Genomic DNA, 20,159 nt, shown 5'->3' with positions numbered 1-20,159 from the left:
GAAGCGGGGAAGGGCCCTTTGCCCGTCACACTGGAGACGGGCGTGGATGTGTGGGGCCGTCGTTGCCCCGGGGGCTCAGGGAGGGGCGGGCGTCTTGAACTCGGGGATGAGCTCGCCGGTGAGGCGGATGCTCTTGAGGACGGCCTCGTGCGAGAGGGCGCCCACCTGGTGGAAGGACATGAGGGCGTCGATGCCCAGCGACTCGTAGCGCTTGAGGCCCTGCCGCACCTGGTCCTTGGTGCCGACGATGAGCGAGTCCTGCGCGCTCAAGACCTCCCAGACCTGCTCGTCCGGCACGGCCTCGCCGGACATGATGCGGCCGAGGATGCGCTGGGCCTTGGACACGGGCGCGTTCGGGTCCTTGCCGCGCAGGTACTGGCCCGTGAGGCCGCCACCGGCGGGGTCCTTGGCGAGCGCCTCCAGCTCCGCGGCCGACCTGACGAAGAAGTCCTTGGCCTCGAAGAAGGTGAAGGAGCCGTTGGTGTACCAGGCCGCGGCCTTCGCGGCGCCGTTCTCCATGGCCTCGCGCTCGGAGTCCGCGCAGTGCACGAAGGTGAAGAAGGCCACCTGGTCGTTCACGAACTCACCCACGGGCTCACAGCGCGTCTTCAGCGCCTCGCGGTAGATGTGGATCATCTCGCCGACCTGCTCGGGAGAGGCCCACAGCGTCACGCCGAGCGCGCCCACGCCGTTGCGGCCGGCCTGCTCGAAGGACGCGGGGCTGGAGCACGCCTGCCACAGGGGAGGGTGCGGCTTGCGGTAGGGCTTGGGGATGACGCTGATGTCCTTGACGCGGAAGTCCGGCGTGTCCCAGGAGAACTTCTCCTGCGTCCACATCTTCGGAACCATCTCGAAGGCCTGCTGCATCTGCGAGCGGGTGGAGTCCGCGTCGATGTTGAAGACGCGCCACTCGGGGATGGTGCTGCGCGCCATGCCGAGCTGGAAGCGTCCGCCGCTCAGGTGGTCGATGAACGCGGAGCGCTCGGCGATGCGGATGGGGTGGTTGAAGCGCGCGGGCGCGAGCGCGGCCGAGTGGCCCACGTGGATGTTCTTCGTGCCCATCGCGATGGCGGTGAGCATGATTTCGGGCGCGGAGCTGTGGCTGAACTCCACCGCGGTGTGGTGCTCCACCTGCCACCAGACGCCGTAGCCCATCTCATCCGCGAGCCGCGCCTGCTCCAGCGTTTCACGGATGAGCCGGTGCTCATGGTCCGGCTGGGTCCAGTGTTCCTTCGGGTGCTGCATCTCCGAGAAAATATCGAGTCGCATGTCGGGTCCTTCCCCCTGTAGACCTCGGGTTGATGCGACTGTAGCACCGGGAGTGAGGCTGTCTTGTCCCATGGGTCAATCCTTGCCATGCGAGGGTCCGGGTTGACATCCGTTGTTTGTGTTGCATGGGGCCGCTGCGGGAATGCTCTACTCCGCCCGCCCGCACCTGCCTCCCTCGGGGAGGTGCGGGCTCAACAACGGCCCGTCTCCCTTCCCCTCACCTCGCGCCCCATCTCGCTGGGGAGCCCGGCCGATTCCTGCTCATGCTTGGAAAAGGAAGCTCGAATGCAAATGCAAGGCAAGGCGCGCTGGGGTTGGGCCTGTCTCATCATCGGGATGCTGGGAGTCTCCCTGGGGTGTGGCTCGTCGGAGGAGACGCAGTCGCTGGGAGCGGTGGAGTTCGTGGGGGCTGTATCGGAGGCGCTCGCGGGAGAGGACGTCACGCGAGTCACCGTGACGCTGACGGCCACGGGAGTCCCGGCGTCCACGGTGGCGCTGGTGCAGGACGCGGGGGCGTGGCGGGGGACGTTCCATCAGATTCCCGCGGGGACTGCGCGGACGTTCACCGCGGAGGCGTTCGATTCACAGGGCGCGCTGCGTTATCGCGGCGTGGCGGAGGGAGTCACGATTGTGGCGGGTGCGACGGCGGTGGTGGCCATCACCCTGCAATCCCTCTCAACGGGGACGCCGTTCGACAACACGGTGCCGTGCATCGACTCGCTGGTGGCGTCGTCGAGCATCGTGCTGCCGGGTGGCGACATCGTGCTGCGGGCCACGGCGCACGACAAGGATGTGACTGACACGTTCTCCTATGCGTGGAGCGCCACGGGTGGGGTGTTCACCACCACGGGCACGTCGACCACGACGTGGACGGCGCCGCAGGTCTCCGGGGAGTTCGCGCTGACGTTGACCGTCACGGACTCACGCGGCGCGGCGACGAGCCTGCGCATCGATGTCCGCACGATGTCGACGGACGGTGGGCCGAACTCGGGCGGGGCGAGTGTGAGCGTCGCGTTCAACATGGCGCCGACGGTGCGGGGAATCACGGTGACGCGTTCGCCGGTGCCGGTGGGACAGAGCACGACTGTCACGGTGGACGCGGTGGACGCGGATGGGGACGCGCTGACCTACCAGTGGGCCACGGTGTGCGCGGGTGCCTGGACGCAGGCGACGTCGTTGTCGGCGTCCTTCACGCCGAGCGCGGTGCCGTCTGGAGACCCGTGTGGCAACTGCGCGCTCAACGTGACGGTGTCGGATGCCAAGGGTGGGAAGGGGCAGGGGACGCTGCGCGTCTGCGTGGGTCCGGGCACCGGCCCGAGTGTTCCTCCGCGCATCGTGCTGGCGAACCAGTCCGCGAGCACTGTGGCGGGTGGTGGGGCTGTCACGCTGCGAGTGCTTGCCGAGGATGGAGATGGTGCGGCGCTCACGTTCGGCTGGGCTTCGAGCGTGGGAACGCTGGGCACGGCGACGAACGGCTTCACGTCCAGCGAGGTCCGCTGGACGGCTCCGGCCTGTGTGGCGCAGGGCAGCGCGCCGACTGTCACGGCGACGGTGACCAACGCGCGGGGCTTCTCCGTGGCGCACACGTTCAGCGTGAGTGTGGTCAACGGGCCGGACTGTGGCAGCGGCACGGTGGCGCGGTGGGATGCCACGGGCAGCATGCTCGGCGCACGAGTTCGATTTGGAGCCGTCCTGCTTTCTTCGGGCAAGGTGCTCGCGGTTGGCGGCTACTACGGTTCGACGTTTTTGGCGTCCGCCGAACTCTACAACCCGGAGACGGGGGCCTGGACCGCCGCTGGCGGCCTGCGGAGGGGGCGCTACAGCCACACGATGACCGTGTTGCCTTCGGGCAAGGTGTTGGTGGTGGGTGGCTCTGTCTCGACGCTGTTCGCTTCGGCGGTGAGAGATGTCGACCTTTATGACCCCCAGACCAACACGTGGACCGCAGGGGCATCAATGACCTTTGATCGCAGCGGCCACACCGCGACTTTGCTGCCCTCAGGCAAGGTGCTCGTCATTGGTGGGATAAATAGCTCGGAGAGCATGGCCCGTATCCCGGAGCTGTATGACCCGGAGACCAACACGTGGACGCCTGTCGCGAGTATGGTGTTGGCATTCAATCGAATGGGGCACAGCTCCACCTTGCTTCCCTCGGGCAAGGTGCTGGTTGCTGGAGGTAGCTATGCGGCTGAACTCTACGACGTGGCAACGGACTCATGGACACCCGCTACGGGGCTTACGGGAGCGTCCGGGCCAGAGGCTTACCTCCTGCCTTCAGGCAAGGTCCTGCTTCAGTCCGGCGTCTCGCTGGTGCTGTATGACCCGCAGCTCAACGTCCAGAGTGTCGTTGGCAGATGGACGCATGGTCGTAGTTCTGGGTTCCAGTTGATGCTGCCCTCGGGGCGACTGATGGCGACGGGCGGGTCAGAAACCATCAGTGCTACCACCGAGCTGTTCGACCCCACGACTGGCCTTACCCAGTACTCCGTGAGCATGCCCCACGCCCGGTACAACGGACAGCCTGTCCTGCTCCAGAATGGCAAGGTGCTCATTGCCGGAGGGATGAGCACGGAGGCTGTCTACAACACGGCGGTGCTCTACACTCCGTGAGCCACGCGGAAGTAACCACCTTCGTTGGGTGACACACGCCGAGGATGACGTCCGCCTCCCGGGTACCCGTCCGCTTCCCAGGCCGGGTGCCCGGGAGGGCCTACGTCTGGAGCCTCCTGACACGGCGTATCCGTCGCAGCAGCTATTTTGTACATGTTCGCCGCGCCCCAGCCTGTCCCGTCACGGGGGGAGACGGCGAACATGTACGACAGCTCCAGCTTGGGCCCGAGGCGCCCGCGTCCGACACCTCCAACTCGGCCTGGAGGGCGCCACCGCGAAGCACTGCAGCTCTAGCCCGGTGACTCAGCGCGGAGATACGCGCCCGCCAATCTCCGGGAAGCGCTCATACGCACGCACGAGCGCATCCAGGTGCGTGGGGTTGTCGAGATCGAGCGGCGTATCTGTAAGTCGAACGATCCACCCGCCCGTCGCGGTGCGTCGCGCCAGAGAGAGCAGGTCCGCGTCACGCGAGGGGTCCGGGAAGCCGATAGCCCGAGCGGCAACATCGGACCAGTAGTTCAGCCACCCGAGGTAATAGGGAATCTCTGGCGCGCGGATATCCTTGAAGAGCTTCAGGGCAGGCAGCCCCCGGCGTGGGGACGGCGGCCCTTGCCGCGTGGGTGCTGTCTGATACGCGATGTCCACCTTGGCGGCGTACGGCGTTGCACACCCCCAGAACGCGCGTGCCCCTTCCGCCACGCCTTCCAGCACATCCGCCGCTGCTGCGATGCCGACCACATCCAGCGGCAGTTCTGCATGGATATCGAGCAACGGCTGGCCGCCCGGCGCTTGGAGTCCGGAGGTCCGTAACCCATAAACCGTCACCGGGTAACTCTCGTCGCCGTTACACAGCATCGGGAAGTCCCCGCGCAAGGCCGCCTCAGCGAGCCATCGATCGCGTTGCGTCAATACGACGGGCCGCCCCGCCTTTGTCAGCTCCCATTCCAAGCGCACACCGGGGAACGCCCGTTCGATGCCGTGGACGACCGCGAGCGGGCGGCTGTCGTCACCCAGGAGCGCTGGTGCGTAGACGATGAGGACGAGGGAATCTTGAGGGGTCATCGTATGCATCCCGTGACGACGATATCGAGGGACTGATCCTCGGCGAGCAGAGCGTCTTTGTGCGCTTGGGTGCTCACCCCAACGACGAAGCCATATCCACATGCCGCCGCGAGATCCTGTTCTTCCCGCAGCAACGGCAGTTCCTCTTGGATCGTCATCCGCCGGATGAAGGCATTGTACGTGTCAAATCGATGGGTCTTGATCTCCCACAGCACGCGCACGCCGACTTGCAGCGCATCAAAGCGCTTACCGCCAACGAGCACGTCTTTGCCGGGGTAGCGGTTCGGCGGAAACTTGTCTGCGCACTCGTTATGCGGGGCATCCTCGCCCGCGTGCGGCACCTGGATGGGGTCGCACTTCAGGCGGCGCTCCGCCATCACCGGGGCAGGCGGGTCCCTCCTGTTCGCGCTGGACTTCTCCGCTGTGGGGTTCGCCTCCGGTTCCTTCGAGGATTGAGGAGCATCCCCGGCCCAAAGACCCGGCTCCAGGGTGGGCGGCAACACGCGCTTGTTCGGGCTCCTTGGCAGGGGCTGGGGGCGAACCTGCCCTGGCTGACCGGGGGTGGGGAGGCCCGTTCCGGGCACAGCGGGTGGGCGTACAGGCGCCCAAGCGTAGGTCGCAGGCGCCTCCTGAGTTTCAGGCATATCTTGAGAAGTGGCGCACCCAGCCACGACAACGGCAACGGCTTGGAGGAGTGCGCTGAAAGTTCGGAAGTTCATGCCACGTCCTTTCAGCGTGATGGGCGTGGCCCGGTTCCGTCGACAGGTTGGCTACGCTGCCAGCCTATTCGTTGTGGCCATTCGCTCGAACTCGATAGGGCCGACATAGCCCAGGGAGGAATGACGCCGCTTCCGGTTGTAGAGCACCTCCATGTACTCGAACAACGCTCGCTTCGCTTCCTCACCTGTACTGACGCGAGTGGTGTAGACGAGCTCCAGCTTCAGCGCGGAGAAGAAGCTCTCGGCTACCGCGTTGTCCCGGCAACCGCCCTTGCGCGACATGCCGCGCTCCTCGAGCAACCGGGCCAGCTTCTCGCGTTCCGCTGTCGTCAACGCGCCGGGCTTGCCTCGCCCCTGTCCGTCTTCGTCTGCTTCACCCACAGCCGCAGTGCCGACCCCGTCAGGTCCAGGTCGCGGGTGACCTGCGTGAGGGACTTGCCCTCCACCAGCAGCAGCCTCACTGCCCCGGCCTTGACCTCCTCCGTGTAGCTACGTTGCAGGCGTCGTGGCTTCTTTACTTCCTTCATGTCGGACACCGTACCTGCCTCTTCGTTGGTGTCCACTGAAGCGGCTCTCCCGCACTTGTCCGTCTTGGCCTGCTCCACCCACCTGCGGAAGGCCGTCTCGGTCAGGTCCAAGTCCCGCGCCACCTCCGCGACGGACTTGCCCTCCTCCAGCACCAGCTTCACCGCCCCGGCCTTGAACTCCGGGCTGAAGCTCCGCCGCTGCCGTCTTTTCTTCTCGCTCTCCGACATCGAACACCCTTCCATCACATCGGGGGGGTCCACGGAAGCGGGGGACTCTCACCTTGTGGCCTCACGGGCCAGGACCTGCGCGGCAGGGAAGCGGGGAAGGGGCCCTTGCCCATCACATCGGAGACAGGCAAGGGTGTGTGGGGCCGTCGTTGCCCCAGGGGCTCAGGGAGGGGCGGGCGTCTTGAACTCGGGGATGAGCTCACCGGTGAGGCGGATGCTCTTGAGGACGGCCTCGTGCGAGAGGGCGCCCACCTGGTGGAAGGACATGAGGGCGTCGATGCCCAACGACTCGTAGCGCTTGAGGCCATGCCGCACCTGGTCCTTGGTGCCGACGATGAGCGAGTCCTGGGCGCTCAAGACCTCCCAGACCTGCTCGTGCGGTACGTCCTCGCCGGACATGATGCGGCCGAGGATGCGCTGGGCCTTGGACTCAGGGGCGTTCGGGTCCTTGCCGCGCAGGTACTGGCCCGTGAGGCCGCCACCGGCGGGGTCCTTGGCGAGCGCCTCCAGCTCCGCGGCTGACTTGACGAAGTAATCCTTGAGCTCGAAGAAGGTGAAGGAGTTGTTGATGTACCAGGCTGCGGCCTGGGCGGCGCCGTTCTCCATGGCCTCGCGCTCGGAGTCCGCGCAGTGCACGAAGGTGAAGAAGGCCACCTGGTCGTTCACGAACTCGCCCACGGGCTCACAGCGCGTCTTCAGAGCCTCGCGGTAGATGTGAATCATCTCCCCGACCTGGTCGGGAGACGCAAGCATCGTCACACCGAGCGCGCCCACGCCATTGCGTCCAGCCTGCTCGAAGGACGCCAGGCTGGTGCACGTCTGCCATAAGGGAGGGTGCGGCTTGCGGTGGGGCTTGGGGATGACGCTGATGTCCTTGATGCGGAAGTCCGGCGTGTCCCAGGAGAACTTCTCCTGCGTCCACATCTTCGGAACCATCTCGAAGGCCTGCTGCATCTGCGAGCGGGTGGAGTCCGCGTCGATGTTGAAGACGCGCCACTCGGGAATGGTGCTGCGGGCCATGCCGAGCTGGAAGCGTCCGCCGCTCAGGTGGTCGATGAACGCGGAGCGCTCGGCGATGCGGATGGGGTGGTTGAAGCGCGCGGGCGCGAGCGCGGCCGAGTGGCCCACGTGGATGTTCTTCGTGCCCATCGCGATGGCGGTGAGCATGATTTCGGGCGCGGAGCTGTGGCTGAACTCCACCGCGGTGTGGTGCTCCACCTGCCACCAGACGCCGTAGCCCATCTCATCCGCGAGCCGCGCCTGCTCCAGCGTCTCACGGATGAGCCGGTGCTCATGGTCCGGCTGGGTCCAATGTTCCTTCGGGTGCTGCATCTCCGAGAAGATGTCGAGTCGCATGTCGGGTCCTTCCTTCTGTAGGCATTGGGTTGGTGTGACTATAGCATCCAATGAGTCAGTCATTGTCATGTGGGGGTCGTGGTTGTCATCCATTGTTTGTGGCGCATGCGGTCGCTGCGGAAATGCTCTGTTTCGCTGGCCCGCACCTGCTTCCCTCGGGGTGGTGCGGGCTCACGACCGGCTTGTCTTCCTTTCCTCACCTCGCTGGTGAGCCCGGCCGACTCCTGCTCACGCTTGGAAAAAGGAAGCTCGAATGTAAATGCAAGGCGCGGTGGGTTTCGCGAGGGCTGTCCTTGATGCGCTGTCGCTGGCAGGGGCGTTTGGGTGCGGGCCATGGGTGCGGGCGTCTATGATTGCCTCGAATTCGCGGTGCCGAGTCCGCGTGTTCAGAGTTGAACTGTGCTGATTGGCTTGTGTCTATTCATGGCTTGTTCGATTTCAGGTCGTGAGTATTCTCGAAGTCCCCAAGGCAAAGACATCGCACGCAGCTCTGGCGAGATTCAATCCCGGCTGGGATGGCCCGGTCGGACTCGGCTTGGTGGATGTGATGCCCATGGACTGAAAACCAGGTGGCGCCCTGCTTTTCGTATCACCTACCCGAGGTCGTGGAGGTCGTACTCCGATGAGCAACAGGCTCAACCTTCTGACTCCCGAGTTCATTGAGAACCCGCATCCCTACCTGGCGGAGCTGCGGCGCAGTGGACCCATCGTGCAGGTGGACCCGGGAGGCATGTGGGTGGTCACCCGTTTTGACGATGCCCAGTACGTGCTCAAGTCGCCCCAGCTCTTCTCGTCGCAGGGGCTGCGGATGGGCCTGGAGCCTGCATCGCTCGGGCGCCCCAATCCCATCGTGGACTCCCTCATTTTCCAGGACCCGCCAGAGCACGGACGCCTGCGGGTGCTGGTCAGCCGTGCATTCACCCCCGCGACGCTGGCGCAGTTGGATCCGCGCATCCGTGCTGTCACCCAGGCACTCGTGCGCCGCATGATGGAGGAGCGGAAGGTGGACTTCGTGGACGCCTTCGCCGTGCCTCTGCCCGCCACCGTCCTCGGCTGGTTCCTGGGGTTGGACCCCTCCCTGCAACGTCACTTCAAGCGCTGGACCCACAGCATGGCCGCCATTGGCGCCGCCCGTCCGGAGGACACCGCGCTGATGGAGCAGTGCCGCCGCACTCTCGGAGAGATGGAACAGTATTGCCAGGGCGTCCTGGCCGAGCGGCGGCGGTCCTTGGGGGATGACATCGTGAGCAATCTCCTCCGAGTGGAGGTGGACGGGGAGGCGCTGACGGACCGGGAGCTGATGGGCTTCTTCTTCCTGCTGATCTCCGCGGGACTGGAGACGACGACCAGCCTGCTCTGCCATTGCGTGCGGGTGTTTGCCATGAACCCGGGGTTGCTGCTCCGCCTCAGAGAGAATCGCGCACTCATCCCTCGCTTCATCGAGGAGACGTTGCGCTATGAGCCCAGTTTGATGACCACGATGCGCCTGTGCCGCCAGGATGTGAAGGTGGCCGGCGTGGCGCTGCCCCAGGGGGCCCTGGTCCTGGTGTCGCTGGCCTCCGCGTCGCGCGACGAAAAGTACTTCCCCGACGGTGACCGCTTCGTCCTGGAGCGGGAGGGTCCGCCGCAACTCTCCTTCGGCCATGGCCCCCACTTCTGCCTGGGTGCGATGCTTGCTCGACTGGAGGCGCGCGTCGCCCTGGAGGAAATGGTCTCCAGCGTGGGCCGGCTGGAGCTGTGGACGGAGCACATTGAGTGGACGCCCTCCTTCCTCGTCCGTGCGCCGCAGGCGCTGCCCGTCGAGTTGTTTCCTGTCTGAGTCGTGAACGGTGGCTGCCGGGATGCGTCGTGTGGGCGGCGGGGGCTGTCTGGAGTGTCTGTAATTTCTTGGGGCAGGAAGTGGTTTGCTGAATAGAAATTGGCCGAGAGGCAGGAGACCGACACATGTTAGAGGCGGAGCTTCATCCCAGGCTGACTCGAATCAAGATTCAGGAGTTCCGGACTGAAGCGGAGAGTGCTGTCCGCTCGGGTGAATTACGAAAACTGATAAGGCTGCTCGGCCCCGTGCCAGGAGACCCGCTCCCTCAGGATGTCCCCGCCTTCCAGCCGACCTTCGACGTGGCTGAGATTGAGCGAGAGGCGCGTGTCATCCGAGAGGGCGCACTGGCCCGGGGCTTGGACATCAGTGAGCAATTCACCCAGGCCATGGTCTTCATGCGCCACATCATGGTCCCCGTCAAAGACCCCGCACTGGGGCTGGCCCTCAGCCGTATCTGGAGCATCGTGTTATCGACCGACCTCGAGTCCGAGTATGAACGAGACTTGAGCTTCCTTGTTCTCAAGCACGCGAGCGGAGTGGCCCATCAACCCTCGCCGTTGACCGACTACATCGACCACGCCTTCGCCGAAATAGGCCACTATTGCGATACGGAGTTCCTCGCTCTCTTCAAAAGTCTATTCTACCGGGCCTACGTCGGATTTCTCTTTGAGGTGATGGTGGTCCAGGCAGGCGCGGAGCGCACCGCCCACAGCGCCCGGTACATCCGCGACCAGAATGGGTTCGGCGAATTCTGGTACATCACGCTCCAGTTCATCGACGAGCGCCTGAGCTTCTCTCGTAACCCGATGTTCTGGGTGGATACCATCGAAGCCGGGCGGGACTTCATCGGGCTGGCGAACGACGTTTTCTCTTTCTACAAAGAGGCGCTGGCTCCGGCGGACTTCGAGAACAGCTATCTATTCAGGCAATCCGCGGTGCAGAAGCGCCCCTTCCTGGATGTCTTCAAGGAGACCGTCGACACGACGTTGAGGAGTTACCAGGCCATCCTGGAGGCCGCGTCCTCCGGCCCACCTGAACTTCGCGCCCATGTGGAGTATTACTTGAAGAGCTTCCTTTTTTATCACGTCCGGAGCAGCCGGTATCAACTGAGGGATGTCTATCCCGAGCTGCGCTATTGGGATGAACTCCCCCCTCCCGCACCCGGGCTGGTGGGCTGAACCCGCCTTGAGGAGGACACCCTGTATGCTGAGCGCATGAGCCGCGCTGACTCCCGTGGAATCCTCTTCGACCTCGACGGCACGCTGGTGGACTCGCTGCCGGACATCATCGACAGCTTCCTGTACGCCTTCCCAGCGAATGGCCTCCAGGCACCCACCTACGCGCAGGTGCGCGCCCTCATCGGCCTGCCGCTCGACATCATGTACGCGGAGTTCGCGCCCCAGCACGTGCCCGCGCTGTGCGCCTCCTATCGCGAGCACTACCCGCTGAACTTCCACAAGCGCTCCCGCCCATACCCCGGCGTCCTCGAACTGCTCCGCACCCTGCGCGAGCGCGGCTACCTGCTCGCCGTGGCCACCACCAAGAAGAGCCCCATGGCCCGCCGCTTCGTCGACGCCATGGGCCTGGGCGAGGTGCTGCACCACGTCCAGGGCACGGATGACTTCCCTCACAAGCCCGCCCCCGATGTCCTCCTCCGCGCCCTCGCCGCCCTGGGCACCCAGGGCCTGTGGATGGTCGGCGATACCTCCCTGGACCTCCGCGCGGGCAAGGCCGCCGGCCTCCGCACCTACGGTGTCACCTGGGGCACTCACCCCGTGGAGGACCTCGCCCGTGAAACACCGGACGAACTCCAGCCCGACCTGCGCCGGTTGCTGGAGCACCTTCCTCCCCTGTCCTGAGTCGCTCGCTATACTTGGAAAGTATGGAGCCACTGCCCGACGTCCTCCGTCACTTCCATCCCGTGCTCCCCGCCGCCTCGCTCCGCAAGAAACCCGTACGGGTGGAGGTGGCCGGTCGCGCCTACGCCCTGTTCCGGGACGCGGAGGGGCGCCCCGCCGCGCTCGCGGATGCGTGTCCCCACCGCTTCGCGCCCCTCTCGAAGGGCCGCGTGCGCCCGGATGGTCGGCTCCAGTGCCCGTACCATGGCTGGCGCTTCGACTCGCGGGGCCAGGGCGCCAACCCCAGCCAGCCGGAGCTGCGTCACTGCAACGTGCAGAGCTTCCAGGTGGCCGAGCACCGAGGCTACTTGTGGCTGGCCCACCACGACACGCCGCTGTCCGCCCTGCCGGAGCTGCCCGCCAACGAAGGCTATGTCTTCGGCGGCAGCTTCTCCGTCCTCTTCGAGGCACCGCTGCACGTCGCGCTCGACAACTTCAGCGAGGACGAGCACACGCCCTACGTCCACACCCGCCTGGGCTGGGATGACCCCCACGCGGGCCAGGTTCAGTTCGAGGCGCACAACCGCGAGGACCACACGGAGGTGCGCTACCTCGCGCCTCAGCGGCCCGCCGCGCTCATGAAGCTCCTGGGCGTGCGCGACGGTGACTTGTTCCGCAACGAGTGGGTGACGCGCTTCGACCCGGTGCACACCCAGTACACCGTGAGCTGGGAGACCCCCTCCGGCAAGCAGCGTCCCTTCATCACCCGCGCCAACATCTTCTTCGTGCCGGAGACGGCGAAGACGACGCGCCTGCACGTCTTCTCCTTCCTGCGCTGCGTGCAGCCGCTGCTCACCCCCTTCCTCCCGGTGGCGGCCCGCGTGGCCCTGGAGCTGACGCGCTGGGAGGTCATCGACGACGCGCGCTTCATCCCCACCGTCGCGGGCACGCCCTACAGCCACAAGGGCATGCGCCTGGACCGCTATGACAAGCCGCTCGTCCACCAGCGCCGGCTGATGGAGCGCATCTACTTCCACCAGTCGCGCGCCACCACCGAGGACGAGGTGCCCGTGACGCTCGCCCGCGAGGCGGTGGGCTGAGGACCGCATGAGCCTGGACGCGCGCGTCGTGGAGAGCCTGGTGGCCCAGCGTCGCCGCTTCCTCGCGTTCCTCGCGCCGCGCGTGGGCAGCCCCGAGGAGGCCGAGGAGGTCCTCCAGCTCGCCCTGGTGAAGGGGCTGGAAAAGGGCGAGGGCCTACGCGACGAGGAGAGCGCGGTGGCCTGGTTCTACCGGCTGCTGCGCAACGTGCTGGTGGACCGCCACCGCCGCGCCCGCCGCGAGGAGCGCGCCCTGGCCGTCGAGGACGTGGAGGCCCCCCGCTCGACGGAGGACACCGAGGACCTGGAGTCCTCCGTGTGCGCGTGCGTGGCGGGGCTGACGGACACGCTCAAGCCCGAGTACTCGGCCGCCATCCGCCGCGTGGACCTGGAGGGCACCAGCGTGACGACGTTCGCCCGCGAGGAAGGCCTCACCGCGAACAACGCCGCCGTCCGCCTGCACCGCGCCCGGCAGGCCCTGGGCCGTCGCCTCATCGAGCTGTGCGGCACCTGCTGCACCCACGGCTGTGTGGACTGCGCCTGCGAGCCGGGCCGCCCCCGCGTCACCGGAAGTCCCTGACGAATTGTCGGTGTAATGCCGCCCGGAGTCCGAGCGTCAGCCCTGGCATCAGGGGCGGGCGGGTGCTCGCCCCCTTCGTCGAGGACTCCCATGGACGCCGAATCCCTCCACCGCCTCGCGCTGCCCGTCAGCGCCGTCGCCTTCCTCCTCTTCGCCCTGGTGCTGCCCACCGCGCGGCTGAGCCGCCGCACGGGCCGCGCGGCCTTCGTGCTCCACCGCCGCGCCAATCCCTTCCAGCGCGTCATCGGCGTGTGCATGGGCCTGTTCATCCTCGGGCTGACGGCCTGGAGCGCGCTGTACGCGGCGCTGGGCCCGGAGTCGCTCGGCGTGTGGCCGGTGCCGGACGCCCTCCGCTGGCTGGGCTGGGCCATGATGGCCGCGGGGCTCGTCCTCGTGCTGGTGGCCCAGGTGCAGATGGGCGCCTCGTGGCGCGTCGGCATCGACCGGGAGCCCACGGCGCTGGTGACGGACGGCCTGTTCTCCGTCGTCCGCAATCCCATCTTCGCGGGCATGTTGTGGGTGGTGGTGGGGATGGCCTGCGTGACGCCGAGCGCGTGGACGTGGATGGCGTGCGCCGACTACGTGCTGCTCGTGTCTCTTCAAGTCAGGCTGGAGGAGGAGCACCTCGCGCGGCTGCACGGCCCGGCGTATCGCGAGTACGCGGCGCGGGTGGGTCGCTTCCTGCCAGGGGTGGGGCGATTGGCGGCGGCTGAAGTCACGGCCTGACGGGCCGTCTTGCTTCGTGGAGTCTCGTGCTCCACGAAGTCTCGACGGGAACCGCTGGCCGGTGTCAGTGCGCCGGTTGGACGGGTTCCTGCTGCTGCTGGGGTGCGACGCCGGTGCGGGCCTCGAACGCATTGCAGCCGCTGGCGCCAGAGACCTTCAGGTCGTAAGCACTCAGGTCCGCCTGCATGCAGCGTTGTGTTTCGTTGTCACTGGGATTGGCGTTGCCGCTGGCGAAGTAGCGACAACTCTTGCAGTTGCCCCACGGTCCTTGCGCCATGATGACCTCCTCGGAGAAAGGGGTGCTGCTGTCTTCCTTCCGAGGGTGGGGTCGGTGACGGAGCCTCACAAGCGGGGCTCACACCACCGCCCCAGGAGGCGGTCGGTCCGGCGCCTGGGGTTCAGGCGCCGGACGGTGAAACCTTACGGCTGCTCCACGGGCTGCTTCTGCTGCTCGAGCTGCGCGTCCGGCGGCACCTGCATCCCCGCGGGGTTCTGCTCCGTCGCGCCGGGCAGGGGCTGCACGGTGGGCGGCACCGCCGTCTCATCCTTCAAATCGGAGTCGAGCGAGCGGGCCTCGAACGCACCCACCGAGCGCAAGAGGCGCAGCGCGGCGACCGAGGCCTGGAGGCGCTCGCTCACCAGGCCGATCTCCGCGTTGGTCAGCGCGGTGTTCGCGTCCGCCACTTCCAGGTACGTGGCCACGCCAGCCTTGAAGGAGACGTCGGTGAGGCGCTGGGACTCGCGCGCCAGCTCCACCGTCTGCTCCGCCTTGAGGCGGTTGGCCAGGGCGCTCTCCAAATCCAGCTGCGAGCGCTTCACTTCCTCGCGCGCCGTCAGCTCCGCCTTGCGGGCGTTGGCCTGGGCCTCGACGATTCGCGCGGACGCCTCCGTGAGGTTGGCCTCGCGCAGACCGCCATCCCACAGCGTCCAGTTGGCGCCCAGGGTGATGAGCCAGATGTCCGCGCGGCCGGCGAAGCCCGCGGCGTTGGCGACGCGGTAGGTGCCGGTGAGCCCCACGGTGGGCAGGTAGCTGAACCACACGCCGCGCTTGTTGATGCGCGCCAGCTCCGTCGTCTCACGGGCCGCGGCCACGTCCGCGCGCTGCTCCAGCGAGCGCTGCACGAGGATGTCCGAATCCGTCTTCACCGGCACCTGCGGCTCGGGCGGCGGAGCCACCTCGAAGTCCGCGCTGTCCAGCGCCAGCAGCGTGGCCAGCACCAGCTTCGCGGACGCCAGCGCGTTGCGGGCGCGGATGAGGTCCTGCTCCGCGCGGGACAGGTCCTGCTCGGCGCGCAAGAGCGCCACGCGCGTCACCGTGCCGGCGTCGAAGCGGACCTTGGTGTCCTTCGCGCGAGCGCCGTTGAGCTCCACCAGCCGCTCCTGCACCGTCACGGCCTGTGCCTGCGCCGTGGCGCCGTAGTACGCCTGCGCCACGCCGAAGAGGATTTCGCGGCGCGCCTGCTCCACGTTGAGCGCGGCGACCGTCTCGCTCTTGTAGGCCGCCTGGATGCCCGCCCACAGCTGGGGCGCGATGATGGCCTGGCGCAGCTCCGCCTGGAACTGCCGCTGCACCAGGGGCTGGATGACCACGGGCTCGGGACCCAGCGGGCCGGGAGGGATGACGGCCGCGTTGGAGTTGCGGACGATGGCCGCGCCCACGGCGATGGTGGGCAGATAGCCCGCCCACGCCTTGCGCGACGCCGTGTCCGCCTGACGCAGCCGCGCCTGCGCCGCCTTCAGGTCCAGGTTCTCTTTACGCGCCTGGATGAGTGCGTCTTCCAGGGTCAACACGGGGGGCGGTGCCGCGGCCAGGGTGGCCGCCAGGGTCAACGCCAGAAGTGAGCTCATAACCGCCTCTGCCTCCTCGTGGGGTCCGCGCCGGCGCGAGCCCCATGGGTCCTAGATGGACCAACTACGGGTTGTGTCTTGGGTCCGCGCTCCAGGCGTTGTGCCCAGGCGCGTCATGAACGTCAGGAATTCAGCGCGAAGGGCCGCCCCGGCTCTTATGAAGGTCTTCCGCCGCCGCATTGGCTTCTTCCACGGTCCTGTTTCGGGTCGGCCCCACATAGGCCATGTCGTTAGATTTTGGAAGCTCCGGAATGTAGTAACCCTCAATAGTTGATGAAGTCAATTGTTTAGGTGTCCGGGGTGAATTACCATGAGTGACATGAGTGGAAGCAGCGAGAATCTGGAGCGACGGGGCAAGTCACCGCACTCCGGGCCGGAGGCCCGGGAGGACGAGCCGGGGGACCTGCCCAAGCAGGCGTGGACGCTGCTGTTCGAGCTGATGCACGCCCACATGAGGAACTTCCCGGCGCTGGCGGCCGAGTTCGAGCTGTCCCCGGTGCAGGCGCACGTGGTGCGTCAGCTCGGCGAGGGCCCGCTGGCGATGAGCACGCTGGCCAACTACCTGTCGTGTGACGCGTCCAACGTCACCGGGCTGGTGGACCGCATGGAGGCGCGGGGCCTGGTGGAGCGGCGCAGCAGCGAGCAGGACCGGCGCGTGAAGATGCTGGTGCTGACGGAGCCGGGCGTGGCGCTGCGGGAGCGGCTCCTGGAGCGGTTGGCGGAGCCACCGGAGCTCATCGCCGCGCTGTCGGATGATGACCTGCGCGCGCTGCGCGACATCATGCGCCGGGCGCTGCGTCCGCAGTGACACGCGCGCGGGCCCCAGCCCTCCCGGAGTGGAGGCGGGGCCCGGCGTGCCTCAGTCCAAGAGGAACGTGTACGAGTACTTCATCTCCGTGGAGACGGCCTCGCCCTTCTTGATGGCGGGCTTGAAGCGGAAGCGTTTGATGGCGTCTCGCGCCGCTTCATTGAGGCCGTAGCCGGGGCCGGAGAGCACCTTGGCGGCGACGACGCGGCCCTCGTTGTCGATGGTGATGGACAGCGTCACCGTGCCCTCGATGCCGGCGCGGCGGGCCTCTTCCGGGTAGGGGACCTTCACCTCGGAGGCCACGGTGGGCTCGGAGTCCACCTGGTAGATGGGCGTGTACTTGGGCGCGGAGTAGCCCTTCACGTCCTTGGGGTCCTTCGCGATGCCATCCGCCTTGCCGTAGGCCGTGTTGCCCACGGGCGCGGCGAACGAGCCCGCGCTGGTGGTGGAGGACATCGTCATGCCCACCACGAGCGGCGGCGGCTTGGCCTGGGGCGTGGGCGGCGGCTCGTTGGGGGGAGGCGGCAGCTGCTCCGGCGGAGGCGCTTGCGGCTTGGGGACCTCCGCCACCTTGATGGGCGGGGGCTTCACCGCCTTGGGCTTGGGCGGCGGCGGCTTGGGCTCTTCCTTCTTCTCCTCGGGAGGAGGCGGAGGAGGCGGCTTCTGGACCTCCACCATGACCAGCTCCACCGGGCGCTGGACGACGGGGCGCGGGCGCTCGGCCATGAGGTTCAGGTACCAGAACCCCACGCCGTGCAGCACCAGCGACACGAGGAGGAAGATGCCCACCACCATGAGCGAGCGCTCACGGCGGGGGAACAGGGGAGGGGAGGTGTCGACGGCCGCCTGGCTCATGCGCTGGGCCTTGCGTCAGGGTGTGGCGGGCGCGGCCGCGGGGGCCACGTCCTTCTCGATGTTGAGCGCGAACTTGGCGATGCCCTGGCCCTTCACCGTGTCGATGAGCCGCATCACCTGTCCGTACGCGATGCTCTGGTCGGCGCTGATGATGGCGCGGGTGTCCTTGTCCTTGGCGATGGCCTCGGCCACCTTCGCCCTGAGGTCGGTCTCATTCACCGGGGCGCCGTCGAAGTAGAGCTTGCCCTCCTTGTCGAGCACCACGTTGACGAGCCCCTGCACCGTCTCGCCGCCGTTGGCCGCGCGGGGCAGGTCCACCTCCACCGTCTCGCGGACGATGAAGTTGGCCGTCACCATGAAGATGATGAGCAGCACCAGCACGATGTCCACCAGCGGGGTGACGTTGATGCCGGTGATTTCCTCGTCGTCCTGCTGTGCGCCTCCGGCCATGGGCTAGCGGCCCTCCGCGGCGCGAGCGGCCGTGTCGGGCGTGCGGCCCTCGGCGCGCATGCTGCCCACCAGCGCGTAGCCCAGGGCGTTGGCGCGGCTGGTGAGCGTCTTGAGCTGACGGTTGAAGATGTTGAAGGCGACGACGGCCGGAATCGCGACGGCCAGGCCCACCGCGGTGGCGACGAGCGCCTCCGAGATGCCGCCCATGACGGTCTGCTGAATCGCCGCGCCCTTCACGTTGGCGGAGCCCAGGTCATGGAACGCCTTGATGATGCCGAGCACCGTGCCGAACAGGCCGATGAACGGGGCGTTGTTGCCCAGCGTGCCGAGGAAGGACAGGAAGCGCTCGTACTGGGGACGCTCGCGGGACATGGTGGACGCAATCACCTGCTCCACGGTGTCCGCGCCCTGCGGGGCGGAGGCGAGCGCCTCGCGGATGATGGCGGCCTCCATGCCCGTGCGGCCCTGCACGGCCTTGCGCGCCGCCTCGAAGTCACCGCGCGCCAACTGCACCGCGAGCGCCTCCGAGTTCGGCAGGCGGTTGCGGGCGAAGTACACCGTGCGCTCCAGCATGATGGCGATGGAGAGCACGGAGAGGACGACCAGAATCCAGAGGACCCACTCGGCGGAGGTGAGCGTGACGCCGAGCAGCTTGCTGCTGAGCCAGCCGAGCTCGGGTTGCCCTGTCTGGGCCAGGAGGAGGGAAAGCGTCATGAAGGGAAGCCTGGGGGGAAGTGGGTGACGGGTGTCGGTAACCCGGTTGCCAACTCGTGCGCCCATCTCTTGTTCCGTCGGCCCGGAAAGTCAAATGGATCAGCCTGTTTGTCCGCTTCCCGCGCCATCTGGCACCGACTGGAAACACATTTGTCGCCCGGCCGTCCGCCTTCGTTCCGGGTGGCTCCACGCGAGGGTGCTCGCGCCGCTCCTGGCCCCGTGGCTCAGAGCGGTGCGCCAGCGCGCGGGGTGACCTTGAGCAGTCGGCCGTTCGGCGCGTCGGTGAGCAGGTAGAGCGCGCCCTCGGGGCCTTGGACGACGTCGCGGACCCGAGCGTTCCCCGCCGGCTTCAAGCGCTCCTCTCCGATGACTCGGTCGTTCTTCAAGACGAGTCGGATAAGGGCGTGGCTGGACAGGCCGCCGATGAAGAAGTTGCCCTTCCATTCAGGAAAGAGGTTCCCCGAGTAGATGGTCAACCCAGACGGGGAAATCACGGGGTCCCAGTAGTAGACAGGCTGCTCCATGCCCGGGCCCTGGGAGCTCTCGTGGATGGGCGCGCCGGAGTACTCCTTGCCGTAGCCGATGGTGGGCCAGCCGTAGTCGTTGCCCGGCTCGACGAGGTTCAGCTCATCGCCGCCCAGTGGCCCCATCTCCACTTCCCAGAGCCGGCCCTGGCCGTCGAGCGCGGCGGCGAGGACGTTGCGGTGGCCCCGCGAGTAGATTTCCGGGCGCGCCGCGGGGTTGTCCACGAAGGGGTTGTTGGCGGGCACGGTGCCGTCGGTGTGGATGCGGACAATCTTGCCGAAGTGGCTGTTGAGCTGTCGGGCCTGGACGCGGCCGGTGAGGATGGAGCGCTCGCCCAGGGTGACGAAGAGGGTGCCGTCGTTGGCGAACACGAGGCGGCCTCCCGCGTGCCACCGCGAGTCCAGCGTGGGCTTCATGCGGAAGATGATTCGGAGCGCTTCGATGCGTGGCTGCGGGCCGTCCCTGAGCCTCCCGCGTCCCACCGCGAGCCCGTTGCCGCCTTCGCGTGGCTCGTAATAGGTCCAGTAGATGAGGCCGTTGGTGGCGAAGTCGGGGTCGACCTCCACGTCGAGCAGTCCTCCCTGCTCGCGGCCGTCCACGGGAGGCAGCCCTTCGACGGGCGCGGACTTCACGCCCTGGGGCGTGACGATGAAGAGCTTCCCGGTGGGCTTCTCCGTCACGAGCATGCGCTGGTCCGGCAGGAAGGCGACGGACCAGGGGTAGTTGAAGCCGCCGGCGATTTCGGTGACCTGGTACTGCGTCTGGGACTGCACGGCGGGCGCGCGCGTCTGGCCTGGGAAGGCCGGGTCGAACGCTGACACGTTGGGAGGCGCTGTCCGTGGACCTTGCGCGGCGTCCTGGGCCCAGGCTGTTCCCGCGATGGACAAAAGGGTGGTGCAGGTCAGGGTCGTCCACAAGACACGCAGGTGCATGGGGTTCCTCACGGGGGTGGGGAGAGGGGTGAAGCAGACAGGTATTGGCCCTGGAGCGCGTGCCGCCCATTGGACTCGCGGAGCGTTGTGCGCGGGGCAACACGGCATGCGTGGAGGAGTCAGCAGTGGAGGAAGGGACGCGTCCCTGGCATGTGTCCACTGGTGAAGTGGTGCCCCCGCAGACAGACGAGCGATG

At 67.2% G+C, this 20,159-nt stretch carries 19 protein-coding genes and 2 pseudogenes; 8 read left to right on the top strand and 13 right to left on the bottom strand.

What is annotated here, in order from left to right; genetic code table 11:
- Positions 1-75: 75 nt before the first annotated feature.
- Positions 76-1,269 carry an LLM class flavin-dependent oxidoreductase gene (locus ACN469_RS31700; protein WP_498773977.1) on the bottom strand — a complete coding sequence of 398 codons (1,194 nt, stop codon included), beginning with the start codon at positions 1,267-1,269 and terminating at the stop codon, positions 76-78.
- 285 nt (positions 1,270-1,554) lie between these two features.
- Here ACN469_RS31700 and ACN469_RS31695 point away from each other — a divergent pair, with 285 nt between their 5' ends.
- Complete coding sequence (locus ACN469_RS31695; RefSeq protein WP_498773975.1) at positions 1,555-3,879, top strand: Kelch repeat-containing protein; 2,325 nt, start codon at positions 1,555-1,557, stop codon at positions 3,877-3,879.
- 303 nt (positions 3,880-4,182) lie between these two features.
- Here ACN469_RS31695 and ACN469_RS31690 read toward each other — a convergent pair whose 3' ends face one another.
- The 6 genes and pseudogenes from ACN469_RS31690 to ACN469_RS31665 all read right to left on the bottom strand — a co-directional run bounded on the left by ACN469_RS31690 (position 4,183) and on the right by ACN469_RS31665 (position 7,771).
- On the bottom strand, positions 4,183-4,941 hold the full coding sequence (locus ACN469_RS31690) for a DUF5953 family protein (protein ID WP_498773973.1): 759 nt from the start codon (positions 4,939-4,941) through the stop codon (positions 4,183-4,185).
- Positions 4,938-5,444, bottom strand: coding sequence for a DUF6310 domain-containing protein (locus tag ACN469_RS31685; protein WP_498773972.1), 507 nt, complete (start codon positions 5,442-5,444; stop codon positions 4,938-4,940). The genes ACN469_RS31690 and ACN469_RS31685 overlap by 4 nt, the downstream gene beginning before the upstream one ends.
- Positions 5,445-5,711: 267 nt before the next feature.
- A pseudogene (locus tag ACN469_RS31680) lies at positions 5,712-5,972 on the bottom strand (IS3 family transposase); the annotation flags it as partial.
- Positions 5,973-5,989: 17 nt separating this feature from the next.
- Positions 5,990-6,187, bottom strand: a complete 198-nt coding sequence (locus ACN469_RS31675) for a transposase (protein ID WP_498774137.1) — start codon at positions 6,185-6,187, stop codon at positions 5,990-5,992.
- 65 nt (positions 6,188-6,252) lie between these two features.
- Positions 6,253-6,415: pseudogene (locus ACN469_RS31670) on the bottom strand (transposase); the annotation flags it as partial.
- Positions 6,416-6,577: 162 nt separating this feature from the next.
- Complete coding sequence (locus ACN469_RS31665; RefSeq protein ID WP_498773970.1) at positions 6,578-7,771, bottom strand: LLM class flavin-dependent oxidoreductase; 1,194 nt, start codon at positions 7,769-7,771, stop codon at positions 6,578-6,580.
- Between the two features lie 622 nt (positions 7,772-8,393).
- On the opposite strand from ACN469_RS31665, the gene ACN469_RS31660 reads away from it, so the two are divergent.
- The 6 genes from ACN469_RS31660 to ACN469_RS31635 all read left to right on the top strand — a co-directional run bounded on the left by ACN469_RS31660 (position 8,394) and on the right by ACN469_RS31635 (position 13,831).
- Entirely contained in the window at positions 8,394-9,590 is a 1,197-nt protein-coding gene (locus ACN469_RS31660) for a cytochrome P450 (RefSeq protein WP_498773968.1), read from the top strand.
- Between the two features lie 125 nt (positions 9,591-9,715).
- Positions 9,716-10,768, top strand: a complete 1,053-nt coding sequence (locus ACN469_RS31655; RefSeq protein ID WP_498773966.1) for a hypothetical protein — start codon at positions 9,716-9,718, stop codon at positions 10,766-10,768.
- A gap of 36 nt (positions 10,769-10,804) precedes the next feature.
- Positions 10,805-11,449 (top strand): HAD family hydrolase, encoded by a 645-nt coding sequence (locus tag ACN469_RS31650; protein ID WP_498773964.1) that lies wholly within the window; start codon positions 10,805-10,807, stop codon positions 11,447-11,449.
- Positions 11,450-11,472: 23 nt separating this feature from the next.
- The gene (locus ACN469_RS31645; protein WP_498773962.1) at positions 11,473-12,528 is read left to right on the top strand and encodes a Rieske 2Fe-2S domain-containing protein; all 1,056 of its coding nucleotides are present in this window, start codon (positions 11,473-11,475) and stop codon (positions 12,526-12,528) included.
- Positions 12,529-12,535: 7 nt separating this feature from the next.
- The gene (locus tag ACN469_RS31640) at positions 12,536-13,105 is read left to right on the top strand and encodes an RNA polymerase sigma factor (RefSeq protein WP_498773960.1); all 570 of its coding nucleotides are present in this window, start codon (positions 12,536-12,538) and stop codon (positions 13,103-13,105) included.
- Positions 13,106-13,195: 90 nt separating this feature from the next.
- The gene (locus ACN469_RS31635) at positions 13,196-13,831 is read left to right on the top strand and encodes a methyltransferase family protein (RefSeq protein WP_498773958.1); all 636 of its coding nucleotides are present in this window, start codon (positions 13,196-13,198) and stop codon (positions 13,829-13,831) included.
- A gap of 64 nt (positions 13,832-13,895) precedes the next feature.
- Here ACN469_RS31635 and ACN469_RS31630 read toward each other — a convergent pair whose 3' ends face one another.
- Positions 13,896-14,108, bottom strand: coding sequence for a hypothetical protein (locus tag ACN469_RS31630; protein ID WP_498773956.1), 213 nt, complete (start codon positions 14,106-14,108; stop codon positions 13,896-13,898).
- A 143-nt stretch (positions 14,109-14,251) separates the two neighbouring features.
- Complete coding sequence (locus ACN469_RS31625) at positions 14,252-15,679, bottom strand: TolC family protein (RefSeq protein WP_498773954.1); 1,428 nt, start codon at positions 15,677-15,679, stop codon at positions 14,252-14,254.
- Positions 15,680-15,989: 310 nt separating this feature from the next.
- Here ACN469_RS31625 and ACN469_RS31620 point away from each other — a divergent pair, with 310 nt between their 5' ends.
- On the top strand, positions 15,990-16,487 hold the full coding sequence (locus ACN469_RS31620) for a MarR family winged helix-turn-helix transcriptional regulator (protein ID WP_498773952.1): 498 nt from the start codon (positions 15,990-15,992) through the stop codon (positions 16,485-16,487).
- A gap of 51 nt (positions 16,488-16,538) precedes the next feature.
- On the opposite strand, the gene ACN469_RS31615 is transcribed toward ACN469_RS31620, so the two are convergent.
- The 4 genes from ACN469_RS31615 to ACN469_RS31600 form a co-directional block, all read right to left on the bottom strand.
- A complete protein-coding gene (locus tag ACN469_RS31615) occupies positions 16,539-17,342 on the bottom strand; it encodes an energy transducer TonB (RefSeq protein WP_498773950.1) in 804 nt (267 codons plus the stop codon).
- A 15-nt stretch (positions 17,343-17,357) separates the two neighbouring features.
- A complete protein-coding gene (locus ACN469_RS31610) occupies positions 17,358-17,792 on the bottom strand; it encodes an ExbD/TolR family protein (protein ID WP_498773948.1) in 435 nt (144 codons plus the stop codon).
- A 3-nt stretch (positions 17,793-17,795) separates the two neighbouring features.
- Positions 17,796-18,506: a MotA/TolQ/ExbB proton channel family protein gene (locus ACN469_RS31605; RefSeq protein WP_498773946.1), complete on the bottom strand. Its 711-nt coding sequence runs from the start codon at positions 18,504-18,506 to the stop codon at positions 17,796-17,798.
- Positions 18,507-18,730: 224 nt separating this feature from the next.
- Positions 18,731-19,963, bottom strand: a complete 1,233-nt coding sequence (locus ACN469_RS31600; RefSeq protein WP_498773944.1) for a PQQ-dependent sugar dehydrogenase — start codon at positions 19,961-19,963, stop codon at positions 18,731-18,733.
- Positions 19,964-20,159: the final 196 nt, after the last annotated feature.

The sequence above is a fragment of the Corallococcus terminator genome, from assembly GCF_049194865.1.
In the GTDB taxonomy this organism is placed as follows: domain Bacteria; phylum Myxococcota; class Myxococcia; order Myxococcales; family Myxococcaceae; genus Myxococcus; species Myxococcus terminator_A.
This window is presented reverse-complemented; position numbering and strand designations above follow the sequence as displayed.

Coding starts and splice junctions, on each gene's coding strand:
- ACN469_RS31610 (WP_498773948.1), bottom strand. CDS start 17,792: ATGGCCGGAGGCGCACAGCAGGACGACGAGGAAATCACCGGCATCAAC.
- ACN469_RS31620 (WP_498773952.1), top strand. CDS start 15,990: ATGAGTGACATGAGTGGAAGCAGCGAGAATCTGGAGCGACGGGGCAAG.
- ACN469_RS31625 (WP_498773954.1), bottom strand. CDS start 15,679: ATGAGCTCACTTCTGGCGTTGACCCTGGCGGCCACCCTGGCCGCGGCA.
- ACN469_RS31660 (WP_498773968.1), top strand. CDS start 8,394: ATGAGCAACAGGCTCAACCTTCTGACTCCCGAGTTCATTGAGAACCCG.
- ACN469_RS31655 (WP_498773966.1), top strand. CDS start 9,716: ATGTTAGAGGCGGAGCTTCATCCCAGGCTGACTCGAATCAAGATTCAG.
- ACN469_RS31630 (WP_498773956.1), bottom strand. CDS start 14,108: ATGGCGCAAGGACCGTGGGGCAACTGCAAGAGTTGTCGCTACTTCGCC.
- ACN469_RS31600 (WP_498773944.1), bottom strand. CDS start 19,963: ATGCACCTGCGTGTCTTGTGGACGACCCTGACCTGCACCACCCTTTTG.
- ACN469_RS31645 (WP_498773962.1), top strand. CDS start 11,473: ATGGAGCCACTGCCCGACGTCCTCCGTCACTTCCATCCCGTGCTCCCC.
- ACN469_RS31665 (WP_498773970.1), bottom strand. CDS start 7,771: ATGCGACTCGACATCTTCTCGGAGATGCAGCACCCGAAGGAACATTGG.
- ACN469_RS31605 (WP_498773946.1), bottom strand. CDS start 18,506: ATGACGCTTTCCCTCCTCCTGGCCCAGACAGGGCAACCCGAGCTCGGC.
- ACN469_RS31640 (WP_498773960.1), top strand. CDS start 12,536: ATGAGCCTGGACGCGCGCGTCGTGGAGAGCCTGGTGGCCCAGCGTCGC.
- ACN469_RS31635 (WP_498773958.1), top strand. CDS start 13,196: ATGGACGCCGAATCCCTCCACCGCCTCGCGCTGCCCGTCAGCGCCGTC.
- ACN469_RS31700 (WP_498773977.1), bottom strand. CDS start 1,269: ATGCGACTCGATATTTTCTCGGAGATGCAGCACCCGAAGGAACACTGG.
- ACN469_RS31650 (WP_498773964.1), top strand. CDS start 10,805: ATGAGCCGCGCTGACTCCCGTGGAATCCTCTTCGACCTCGACGGCACG.
- ACN469_RS31690 (WP_498773973.1), bottom strand. CDS start 4,941: ATGACCCCTCAAGATTCCCTCGTCCTCATCGTCTACGCACCAGCGCTC.
- ACN469_RS31695 (WP_498773975.1), top strand. CDS start 1,555: ATGCAAATGCAAGGCAAGGCGCGCTGGGGTTGGGCCTGTCTCATCATC.
- ACN469_RS31615 (WP_498773950.1), bottom strand. CDS start 17,342: ATGAGCCAGGCGGCCGTCGACACCTCCCCTCCCCTGTTCCCCCGCCGT.
- ACN469_RS31675 (WP_498774137.1), bottom strand. CDS start 6,187: ATGAAGGAAGTAAAGAAGCCACGACGCCTGCAACGTAGCTACACGGAG.